This is a genomic window from Glutamicibacter soli, assembly GCF_052322135.1.
Taxonomy (GTDB): Bacteria; Actinomycetota; Actinomycetes; order Actinomycetales; family Micrococcaceae; genus Glutamicibacter; species Glutamicibacter soli.
On sequence record NZ_CM125969.1, the window covers coordinates 3,845,080 to 3,856,736 of the forward strand.

Below are 11,657 nucleotides of genomic sequence, written 5' to 3' on the forward strand. Positions count from 1 at the left end.
TTAGTCATTCATGGCGCGGCCAAGCCTGGAATCCTCAGCGTAATTGCGTCGGTACCTGATGACTCAACGCCGAGTTCACATACTTGGCACCCCGCAGCTCGTCGGACCGAAGATTGCCCGATGCGCCCGTCGAGCGGTGGCAAAGATTTGTTCTGGCCCGGCGACGCGTGCAGAATGCAGGCTTCATCAGCACACAGCATTTTTGGTAAAGACAATTGCCGCCCAAGAGTTCACGGCCGCCCCGAAGTGAAAACTTGCTAGTCCTTCGCTGTTCTCCTCAATAAACGCGAACGCACTTGCATCCCTGGCCAGCGCCCCATGGGGGTTCCGGCACCTGTCGCCAACACCGTTGCAATTCCAGGCTCAACGGCACCCGCATAGCCACCTTGCCGGCACCTTTCATCAATCAATCTATTCAACCGGACGCAAGTTCCTACCTGCTGCTCGAACATAGTCGTCACTGCGAAATATCGAAATCGTCGTTGAGTTCCTCTTCAGCACGCTGGCATACTCGCAGCGACAGTGGTGCAGTTGGAGTAGGTGGATTCGTTCGCTGTACTAATTCACGGCTCACTGCTGAAAGGCGTTTCTAGCCATTGGCATGGCATTCATGCTCGCGAATACCACCCATTCCTCTCTGCAGCCCAGGCGTGTGGCTTTACGCCGCCAGGAGGTAGTTCATGGTTGTCCTGCGTTCTGCGACTCGTAGACTGGGCTGCAGATACGCGTTTCTTCGGATACTGCCCACTCCCCTGATTGACGCTCGCACTTCGCATCATTCACATATTTCAAGTGTTCGCAGGAGCGAGTCGAATGCATCTGTGCGTGTTGACCGGACCCCTTTTCGTTCCCACCGACAGGCCATTCCCCATGTACTGTTTCACGTGAAACATGATCGCGCACGATACCCTATTGGTGCATGAGGCCTACACTCGACGAAGCTGCTTCCGTGGATCTGTTTCACGTGAAACATGAGTCGAAACAGACCGGTGCTACAGCACTGGTGATGTTCCACGTGAAACTTCGCGCCGAGGGCTAGCCTGCACTGGCACTTCGCCGCGTTGTTTCACGTGAAACATGCTCTGCTCCCAACAACGACAGAGAGCCTGCGTTCGGAACAGTGGCCAGTGCCGAGCAGCGCGAGTGAATGCCACGGGGATTAGGAGTGGCCCGGCGAAGGTCAACCGCTCCCCCGATCCCTTAAAGAAGGGTGTCGAGACGAACTGCATGTGCAAACCGCGCCGGGGACGCCTCACAAGCTTCACGTACTGCGCAGGCAAAATCACGAGCCCCAACTCCGTCCCGCTACCGACATTCAAAGACATCGTTTCAGGGGCAGTCCATCGGCCCCTCAAGGCTACGCAGCCGCCGGCAAGCTGCTGGGTCCCTCCTCACGCGTTGCCGTCGGGTGCAGTCGCCAATACCACCGCAGCTGCGAAGACGTCGCGGAGCCAGCCGCATGGTGGCTTGCAGATCCCTTGCATAGCAGAGGGCAACCAGCTTACAGTCATTAGTGGCCGCTCGGAAAGATCCAATCTTATGACCTCCGGTGAGCAAGACCGTTCAGTGTGGAAGCATTCGTCCCACGGACTTGACCTACCGTACACAGCCGAAGCCAGCCGCATGGACCATAGGTACCGTCTACTCCTTGAAGCAGAATTCCCCTATCTTTGACCGAACCAAAAAATGATGCCGAATCGAATGGAATCCGGAAATTACCCACAGGAATAACAACGGAGAGCTCCACGTAGGTCGACTTCCGCAGCAGCTGCCTCAGCTTGCCTGTGTGCCTTTCTGCCGGCATTTCAGACTCCATTGCCAGTGGAACAGCTGCTGAAGCACTCAGGCGTCGCAGATCGCTCTTCACGAGCCTGTGCGTGCGACAAGGAACATTGAGGGCAAAACTATTGAGCACGAACGGGATACGTTGGGGTTCAAATATGCATGGCAAGTAGATCCGATCTAGACCGTTCTGGCTTCGTTCCTTCTGTTCATAGTCCATCTCAAATCAGCACCCGCCTGGCCACCGAAGCTCATATCTAAAGTCGTTCCCCGACCCAACATCAAGATTCGGTGGCATCACTTTCGTATTAGAAACTGCCAAACTCAAGAACGAACCCGTACAAGCAATGCGATCGGCACCACGTTGCAGTCTTCATGGTCTTTTCCTCGAAGAAGCATGGGCACGATAATTATCGAGTCGGGCGAATTCAGCAGGCGATGCCCGCTCGACGATCCGGGCAATTGATAGGCCTCCACCCGGAATCACTTTAGCGGCAATCATGCACTGCACATTCTGGTTTTAGGTTGGGCAGCAGTACGTAAAGCAAACCTCGAGTGGCCGATAGTAGAACTCGCTCTGACCGATTCAGAGGCAGGATTAAACCAAGGCGCCAGTTCTTCCCCCGCGATTCAGTTGGCTGAATGCGGTCGGAAACTTCGTGGCCAGAACTTGGTAGAGTTCGTACCTCCAGATGCCTGGACATTCGCGGACACGTTGAATGACAGCCCGAAGAAGATCGGCCATCTCATTTCCAGGATTCTCGTCGTTTCCCTTCAGCAACTGAAGAATCAATTTCCTTCGGTGGGGCATCATTCATCGGGTGGCAACCAATATGCGTTCATGCTTCCGGCTCAATGGAAGATGCACATCATTTCCATTCTTCGGGGCCACTATCGCAAGCATCAACGCCATCTTCAGGGCAGAGGTAATCCTCTATCGACGGATTCGCGAAGTGGCAAAGTTGCACGCGGAAATCCGACATACAGCGCATCGCAACACACCTGATAGACCAAAAGCATTAAATTAGCAAAAGGACGTCCTTGAATTACACATCGCAATCTATCAGAGCTCTTGGTTCTGTTAATACCAGATTATTTGGTGTTCACGGATAGGAATCCAACCCCGAAAATACACAGATGAACTTCTGGAGGTCCTTTGCTTCAGCAGTCTCTACGGATGTGCACCGCAACGCTTGGCTGCTCAGGAATTGAACATGGCGCAGGCTCTACTACCAGCGTGCGTGGGAAAGGATCCCGCTGGCGCGGACGAGAGATTGCATACGTTGAGCAGCTGGCGGTGCTTGATGACGCTTGCAATTACCCCGTCGGGTAATTGTATGAGGTGCAGAATGCGTCGAGGTGATCGTGCCAGACTATTCCCCCTTCTGCCGGTATATTCCTCCTGAACTTCCTTCAATATGTAGGAGCAACGCCGCTACGCACGGTGTTGTACACACCAAGTACGGCAGATGCTGCTGTAGGTGATTCACTTTGAAGATCGTGTTCACCCGTGTCGTAGTTGCATCAATACCCGATCAGGCTGACCTTCTCTGCATCCAGGGCGAACGTTTCCAGCGAATAGGTTGCCTCTAGCCGGGGAGAGTTTTGGAGACGTACTCATGGCCGAGAGGACCAGTCTCTCTACTGCGTCGACGCTAGCTTCGTAGTTCACTGTAGGGACCTATCCTCCGGGGAAGAACCCAGAAGACTCTACTCATCTAGAAATTGACCGTTGTGGTTGTGCAGCTAGAATTTCTGCTTGTGTTGATGCCAATTTGATCTTCATCCGTGGCCCGATTGCGTCGAATTGAACATGAAACTGGGCAGCCCAAAGCAGGGTGAATAATCGGAGGTTTAGGAGCCACCGCTATTCCAATTCAGTGCCGCCTGCCAGGTCACCGCGCCGGCAGGCGGCACCGAGAACGCATCCCGCCAGTTCGATGCCCCGTCTGGAATGCCGCACCGGGTGCCCCGACTTTGCCCGTTTCTTCGGGGGCAGGATTTCCAAGTTGGCGTCAACCTGGCCGACTTCTTTGTGGAGTGTGCGCTAATCCAGTTACGTGAACACGCTCTTGTGCTCGTTGCGGCCAAGGAATAAGAACTGTCGGTACACCATTCTCCCTGTCAGCTCCTTCCACTCGTCCCAGCCGCTTGAGGCAACATTGGCCGCATTCAGGACTGAGGCGGCACTATTGCGGGACACCGCGAGCCGACACGATGTGGCGTCCCGGGAGCCCCTCGACCTGAAGCTGGAGTATTCGCTTCGCTTTGTTCTTTTATGGCATTGGCAACGGCTTCTTCCACCACACATCCAGTTGCAAGGCGGGGAGGAATTTTTGCATGGCGGCGCTGGAAGAGAATAACGCGGCATCCGGCAGGTGGTTCTCGAAGAGTCGAATATTCGGCACGGTCCCAAGAATCTCCGTAGTCAGTTCTGCGCCATCTTAGTGGTGAATTGGAACAGCGTCAGCGATACCCAGAATTGATTGAATCAGACGATCCCCTAGCGCCTTCCAGCTGAGCGACAACGCCGGGGGCGACGTATAAGGGCGGCGACACCATGCTGCGCGCCTCAGGAGGCCTCTGAGAGCCCATGGATCGCCTCAGGGGCGGGGTAGAGCCATATAGCGGGCCTGAGAGGCGCTGTGTACGGTTCTAGCGGCCAGCAGGGACGATCTTGGCAGCAACTTATCCGAGCTTCACTACATGGCAACGGTGCCATAGGTGAAAGATTGGTCCGGGCACCCACATTCATTGCCAGTGACGCTGTAATTCCCAGATTTATCGCTCTGGTCAATCGACGAGCCAACCGTAGCCACTCTCCCTTGGCTGATCCGAGCTAAATATCTTTCATGCGGGCCGGCGCTCCAATGGCAGTTGGGACTTCATCCAAGGACTCTGTTGTTGATCCACAGACTTTGTTGCCAGCTACAGTGCGCTCTTCGATTCCCCCGCTGCGGACTGATGTTTGACGGAAAATCCAGTGCGAGGAACAGCATCTGTTTCGGTCCGGATGGCAGGCCTCAAGCATAGTCCATGCAACTAAGCGCCCCAAGGAAAAAGTCCTGCACCATCGACACTGAACGTGCCCGCATCGCCGCTCCGATAGTTAGGACAGATTCGGACAGGTGCAGTGAATCAGGCTCGGCACGAGAAGCATGTTCGACTCTATGGTGATGCTGTTTGCCCTTGGCAGCATCTAAGAATTATTCGTGGCCATGTTCGCAGGTATCCCCCAATGCAGTACACCATTCGCAAGATCATGCTCTTCGAGCTATCCGAGTCGTGGGTGCGGACCGATTCGCCGGATTGGTCTCCGGAAACAAACTGGGTAATGACATAACGTTCGCACTAGCCATCAACAATGGAAACAAGTAGCCCCGGACTGCGCCCGATACCTCAGCTTCAGGATCAGTATTATTGCCCAAGCGGTCTATTGGCCAATAGGATTGTTGTGACCGCAGTATCCGGAGTTTTGCGTGTGACAATTGCATTGTCCGCTGTAGCAACTACCAGGGTCGGTTCCGGTCCATCATGTCCACTGCTCCGAAGGTCAAAGGAAGCGTTCCCAGATACCTTGGCAATGCGTCCTCTTGAGTCCTGGTTTTGTAGTGCATTTTCTTATCGATCCGGGTGTTGAAGCAGGAATTTCAAATCAATCGTCCATCATCTCGTCTCCCCAAATCAGTCCCTTCGACAAGTCGAGAGGTGTTTCACGTGAAACACGGCTCGTGCGAAACGCAGTTAAGGCAAGCAGGGTGCATGTTTCACGTGAAACATGCACCCTGAAGGGATGGGACTATTAGGATTTCATATTCGGATCGAGAACTTCCATGATTCGATTCAAATCTTCGACAGAGGCGAATTCGATACTGACCTTGCCTTTGCGACTGCCCAGCTGGATCTTGACGTTTGTATCGAGCCTGTCTGCAAGTGATGTCGCGATAAAGTCGAGCCTCTCATTCCGCTGCGCCTCGCGTACCTTCCGCCCCTTAGGTTTTGGCTTGTCATCGCTCAGGGCAACTGCTTCTTCGGTGGCGCGCACAGACAGGCCTTCGCTAATGATGCGCTGGGCGAGCTGCTCAATCGCCTCGTTATTGGAAAGCCCAAGAAGAGCGCGGGCATGACCTGCAGAAAGCACACCGGCGGCAACACGACGCTGCACCAGTGCCGGTAGCTTCATGAGGCGGATCGTATTGGAAATCTGCGAGCGAGAGCGCCCGATTCGATCCGAAAGCACTTCTTGAGTGCAATTGAACTCTTCAAGTAGCTGTGCGTATGCAGCCGCTTCTTCCAAGGGGTTGAGTTGCGAACGATGCAAGTTCTCCAAAAGTGCGTCGCGCAGGAGATCCGTATCTTGCGTATCCCGAATGATCGCAGGAATTGTCGAAAGTCCTGCTTCCTGGGTTGCCCGCCAACGGCGTTCACCCATAACCAGCTCATATGGTGCGTCGTTCTTTTCACGAGACGGACGCACGACGATAGGTTGCAAGAGACCGATTTCGCGGATCGAGTGGATGAGCTCATCCATATGTTCTTGGTCGAAATTGGTACGCGGCTGCTTGCGGTTCGGATGGATAAGCTTGACGTCAAGCTCGGCGAACTGTGCTCCAGGAACATCGACGAGCCCGTCAGTTTCAACCTCGACAATGGGTTCCGCGGGCTTCGGCTTGGTCGACGCAACCGTGGAAGTGAGTCCCGGCATAGTTGCTCGCGCCTTCTTGCCGGAACGCGATGAAGTGCTTGTAGACGCCGGAGAGGAGGATTTTCTCCCCGGTTCGAAGAACATGTCTACGGGGCGAGCTGGTTTGGCTTTAGACGGCGGAGGGGTCGTTTCCGGCGACGTTGTTTCACGTGAAACATCCGTTTTTTCTTCTGGAGCCGTCGCTGCTGGCGAGCTGGAAATCAGCGCACCTAGTCCCCTGCCCAAGCCACGTTTCTTCTCGGCCATTTAATGCACGCCCTTTCGTCCAGAATCTCAGCCCACGACTAGTCTACTGTTACCTGCGATAGGAGTTGGGACGCGTTGCACTAGTAATCCGGGTGTTTCCATCACTTCCGGAATTTGGTACAAATAATCCGCCTTAAACAACCAAAAGAAGAAGTTTTCCTTCTCTTCGTTGCTGAAATGCTTCGAGCTAGGCTTTGACTCCACGGTCAGCTATTTCCTGTGCTGCCTCCGAGTACGAAAGAGCTCCTGTGGAGTTCGGATCGTATGTGATCACGGTCTGCTGGTAGCTTGGCGCCTCGGAAATTCGAACTGAACGAGGAATCACGGCCTGGAGCACCTGCTCGGGGAAATGCTCGCGAACTTCGTTAGCAACTTGAGCGGCCAGGTTGGTTCGTCCGTCATACATGGTCAGCAAGATGGTTGATACTGTCAGTCGGGAGTTCAGGTGTTTCTGAATCATCTCGATGTTCTTCAGCAACTGGCTCAGGCCTTCCAGGGCGTAGTACTCGCACTGGATCGGGATCAGGACCTCGCGTGCTGCAACGAAAGCATTGACTGTCAGCAGTCCGAGGCTCGGCGGGCAGTCGATGAACACGTAGTCCAGACGCGGCTGTCCCAAGCGCTGTCGGGTACGCGCGTAGTCGTCTAATGCGCGTTGCAGACGCTGTTCGCGGGCTACGAGGGAAACGAGCTCGATTTCTGCGCCTGCCAGGTGGATGGTAGCGGGCGCAACCTGAAGCGAAGGCAGATCAGGGCAAGTAGCTACCACATCTGCCAGCGGTACGTCGTTAATCAGAACGTCGTAGATGCTGTCTACCTCGGCGTGGTGCTCAATGCCCAGCGCGGTCGAGGCGTTGCCCTGCGGATCGATGTCGATCACCAGGACATTCAAACCTCCCTTGGCCAATGCAGCAGCCAAGTTGACGGTCGTAGTTGTCTTTCCTACGCCACCTTTTTGGTTTGAGATAGTGAAGTATCGGGTCTTGTCAGGCTTGGGCACCTTACGGGCCTCCAAAGCTTCGCGTCGACGATGTTCGCTCGCCAGCTGGCTAGCTAACGGCGAGGAAGAGTCGTTGAAGTCAAAAGCGCTGCTCGACGAATCCTTGGTCTTAGACAAGGTTAAACTCCTCCTCATGGAATGATGCAGTCGCACTTTCTGACTGTCATCGACAATGTTTCACGTGAAACATTCAAAACAAGTCTTTAAGTTTGCAATCAGCTTTTTATGTCGAATTCCTTCAACATAACCGCGTCTGGCGCACCTAGAGCTGTTTCAAGCCTAACTCGTTGGACTAGCCAACCTTGATACGAACCACCGTAGTAGGTTCGGCGAGGAGTCCTTCACCGATCACCATAACTTCGGTTTCCTTACCGCCCAGCTTGCGGATGGCCTTCGAAGCCTTGTCGATTTCCTCGGCGGCAGAGCGGCCCTTGATGGCGATGAGCTCGCCCTCACCGTGCAGCAATGGAATCGTCAGTCCGGCAAGATTAGTCAGCGCCGAGACAGCGCGTGCGGTCACGTACCGGGCATTGACGACGTCTACCATCTGCTCGGCGCGGCCACGCATGACGGTGACGTTGGTCAGGCCCAAGTCATCGATGACTTCGGAAAGCCAGATGCAGCGGCGCTCCAGGGGCTCGATCAGCGTCAGGTTCAGGTCCGGGCGGGCGATGGCCAAGCAGAGCCCTGGCAGGCCGGCACCGGAGCCCACATCGGCTACCTCGGCGTCCTTCTCCATGACCGACTCGATGACCGCGCAGTTGAGTACGTGACGGGACCAAAGGCGGGGCACCTCACGCGGGCCGAGCAGGCCGCGCTCGATGCCGGAGGTAGCCAGATGCTCTACATAGCGCTTGGCAAGATCAAGACGGTCCCCGAAGATCTTTTCGGCGGCGAGCGTCTCTTCTGGGGTGAGGCTGAGGTCCTCAGTCATTGCATGGTCCTTTGGTTGTTCACGTACGCTTTCGGCCGGCGCGGATTAGTTGTCCAGCATTGACACAACGATGTGCCGGCGGCCCGACTCACCCTCGGATTCGGAGTGCAGTCCAGCGTCGGCAATGACGTCGTGGACCAGCTTGCGCTCATAGGCGCTCATCGGCTGCAGGTGGACGTCCTCACCGGTCTCTCGGGCCTTGTGAATCGCTTCGTCGGCGATGGCACGCAACTGCTCGGCTCGATCCGAACGGTAACCGGCGATGTCCAGAACCAGCCGCGAACGCTCTCCGGTAGCGTTTAGGACAGCCAGGCGGGTAAGTTCCTGAAGTGCGTCCAGGACTTCGCCATCCTTGCCGACAAGGCTGCTCAGATCGGCGCCTTCTTCCTCAGTCACGATGGAGATGTACGTGCGGCCACCGCGGATTTCGATGTCGATGTCGCCATCGAGGTCCGCGATATCCAGGAGCTCCTCAAGGTAGTCGGCGGCGACGTCGCCCTCGTCCAGAACTTCCTGTTCGGAATCGACCTGGTTTTCCAGATCGTTCACTTCAATGTTTTCGGCTGCAGTCATGGCTATTTCTTCTTCCGGCGGTTCTTACGCTGCGGCTGCTCGCGCTGGCCCTTAGGCTGCTCGATGACGGGCTGCTCAGCTTCTGCGTTCTTCTTCTGGCCAACTGGTGGCAGGCCCTTGGCGGCGCGTCGGGCGTTGAGCTCACGCTCTGCCTCGGAACCCGGAGTCGGGTTGTTGTGGATGACCCAGTACTGCTGGCCGAGGGTCCACAGGTTGGTGGCGGTCCAGTAGATCAGCACACCGATTGGGAAGTTGATGCCGCCGATGCCGAAGACCAGTGGCAGGATGTACAGCATCATCTTCTGCTGCTGCATGAACGGGCCCTGCAGGGCTTCTGCGCTCATGTTCTTGGTCATCAGCTGGCGCTGGGTGAAGAACTGGGAAGCGATCATGGCAAGGATCATGATCACGGCGACGATGACGACGGCCCAGTTGGTGTTGCCGGAGTTGAAGGTGCCCAAGAACGTCTCGGACAGTGGCGCGCCGAAGATGGTTGCTGCGTCGAAGCTGCGGATATTCTCAACCGACAGGGCGCCGACGGACTGTCCGGACTCGCTTGCATGGGAGGCGTTGTTCAGCACGCGGAACAGCGCGAAGAAGAACGGCATCTGGATCAGCAGCGGGAGGCAGGAAGACAGCGGGTTGGTCTTGTGCTTCTTGAACAGCGCCTGCTGCTCCTGCACCATGGCCTGACGCGACATCTGGTCGGTCTTGCCCTTGTATTTTGCCTGCAGCTTCTTCAAATCCGGCTGCAGGGCCTGCATGGCGCGCTGCGACTTGATCTGCTTGACGAATACCGGAATCAGCAGGGTACGGATCAGCAGCACGAGGAAGATGATGGACAGAGTCCAGGTGACACCCGAGTCGGGATTCATGCCGATGAGCGTGAACAGTTCGTGGAAAGCCCACAGAACCCAAGACACCGCATACGTAAACGGAGTCAATATCGTGTCTAGGAAGTTGTTCATCAGAGGTCGCGCTCCTTGCGGCCGCTATCCGCGGCGTCTTCATCGTCGGGAATCACAGGATGATTCAAAACTATGATCCTCGGCAGTTTACCTTCTGGCCAAATCCTCGGTCCCTCAGGAACGTGGTCGACGCCTCCGTGGGACCACGGATTGCACCGGAGGATCCGCCATGCGGTTAGCCCGACACCTTTAACGACGCCGTGCTGGGTGACTGCTTCGAGCCCATAGGCAGAACAGCTGGGGAAATATCTGCACACATCGCCGTACAACGGCGAAATGATTTTTCGGTAGATCTTGAGCAAGCCGATCAGGATATTGCGTGGAATGTCGATGACGAACCACAACACTCCTGTGCGGGGTGCTGAATCTTTGCGCATCAGCGTGCCTCGGTCTTTCGAACTGCCGAGGCAAATGCCGAGGAAACCTGCGAATGGAGTTCGTCCCAGGAGATTTCTGCAGCTCCAGGGAGCGCACGTACGACGATGTCCAGATTTCCATCCGCACGCCGAAGCTCATGGGCTATTTCGCGCATTCTCCGCTTGGCAAGGTTCCTTTTAACGGCAATACCTACAGCCTTGGACACAATGAATCCAAACCTGTCCCCCGATTTTTCATCAATCCGGGGTCGTGCATATAGCACGACGTTCCGGCGTCCGCTTCGGACGCCGGAACGTACAGTGGCTGTAAGGTCCTGCGCTAGGCGCAGTCGCTGATTCTTTGGCAACATGAGATTTCTTCGTGACTCTTAGCCGAGTCCAGGAAAACTACGCTGCCAAGAGCTGTGTCGCAAATTTATGCGGACAGCTCGCTGCGACCCTTGCTGCGGCGTGCCGACAGGATGGCACGACCCGCACGGGTACGCATACGAAGGCGGAAACCGTGCTTCTTGGCACGACGACGGTTGTTTGGCTGAAAAGTCCGCTTGCTCACGGTGATACTCCAAGACGTTTAGTGATACGCCCTACCCGTTGCTAGCTAGCTGGATAACAACTTGATGGCGCACATTTATTTTTTGAAAAACGCGAGGTTCGGCGGGCTCTTCTAAAACTGAGCAGGTCGCAAAACGCACGCATAGGACTAAATAACAATAGAAAAAACTGCGCGACAGGTCAAATTGGCGCACCTGTGGCTCCCCGTTTGATCTAACAGGGCAGTGCCTGTGAATAATCTACCCCAAACTTGTGGATTATTGGTGGACTCAACGAAAGAAAGTTCACATCCAAACGCGTACTTCCACGTCATCCTGTGCTTGAAAACGCTTGATTTCAAGGGAAAAGTAGATTTCCACAACCAAAACTCCGAGTTTTTCCACCGAGCTGTGCATAACCATGTGGATGACGGATAGAATCAAGGGGGATGATGCCCGATTCGGCACCACCTTAGACACCCATTCATGGGGTGTTAAGTGACCAAGATTGCATTAATTCGACGGAAAGCGGGGCGCCCTTA

8 protein-coding genes are annotated in these 11,657 nt (G+C 55.3%); all 8 read right to left on the bottom strand.

Annotated elements, in window-relative coordinates; all coding sequences use genetic code 11:
- Nucleotides 1-5,584 precede the first annotated feature (5,584 nt).
- The 8 genes from ACTX90_RS18240 to rpmH all read right to left on the bottom strand — a co-directional run bounded on the left by ACTX90_RS18240 (nucleotide 5,585) and on the right by rpmH (nucleotide 11,138).
- Complete coding sequence (locus ACTX90_RS18240; RefSeq protein WP_443442658.1) at nucleotides 5,585-6,733, bottom strand: ParB/RepB/Spo0J family partition protein; 1,149 nt, start codon at nucleotides 6,731-6,733, stop codon at nucleotides 5,585-5,587.
- A 187-nt stretch (nucleotides 6,734-6,920) separates the two neighbouring features.
- Nucleotides 6,921-7,850: a ParA family protein gene (locus tag ACTX90_RS18245; protein ID WP_082124035.1), complete on the bottom strand. Its 930-nt coding sequence runs from the start codon at nucleotides 7,848-7,850 to the stop codon at nucleotides 6,921-6,923.
- Between the two features lie 175 nt (nucleotides 7,851-8,025).
- Nucleotides 8,026-8,667, bottom strand: coding sequence for a 16S rRNA (guanine(527)-N(7))-methyltransferase RsmG (gene rsmG / locus ACTX90_RS18250; protein WP_053799281.1), 642 nt, complete (start codon nucleotides 8,665-8,667; stop codon nucleotides 8,026-8,028).
- A gap of 45 nt (nucleotides 8,668-8,712) precedes the next feature.
- Entirely contained in the window at nucleotides 8,713-9,240 is a 528-nt protein-coding gene (locus ACTX90_RS18255; protein ID WP_443442659.1) for a Jag family protein, read from the bottom strand.
- A 2-nt stretch (nucleotides 9,241-9,242) separates the two neighbouring features.
- The gene (gene yidC / locus ACTX90_RS18260; RefSeq protein WP_047120567.1) at nucleotides 9,243-10,208 is read right to left on the bottom strand and encodes a membrane protein insertase YidC; all 966 of its coding nucleotides are present in this window, start codon (nucleotides 10,206-10,208) and stop codon (nucleotides 9,243-9,245) included.
- On the bottom strand, nucleotides 10,208-10,585 hold the full coding sequence (gene yidD / locus ACTX90_RS18265) for a membrane protein insertion efficiency factor YidD (protein ID WP_047120568.1): 378 nt from the start codon (nucleotides 10,583-10,585) through the stop codon (nucleotides 10,208-10,210). The genes yidC and yidD overlap by 1 nt, the downstream gene beginning before the upstream one ends.
- Complete coding sequence (gene rnpA, locus ACTX90_RS18270; protein ID WP_443442660.1) at nucleotides 10,585-10,935, bottom strand: ribonuclease P protein component; 351 nt, start codon at nucleotides 10,933-10,935, stop codon at nucleotides 10,585-10,587. The genes yidD and rnpA overlap by 1 nt, the downstream gene beginning before the upstream one ends.
- A gap of 65 nt (nucleotides 10,936-11,000) precedes the next feature.
- Complete coding sequence (gene rpmH / locus ACTX90_RS18275) at nucleotides 11,001-11,138, bottom strand: 50S ribosomal protein L34 (RefSeq protein WP_082124037.1); 138 nt, start codon at nucleotides 11,136-11,138, stop codon at nucleotides 11,001-11,003.
- Between the last annotated feature and the right edge of the window lie 519 nt (nucleotides 11,139-11,657).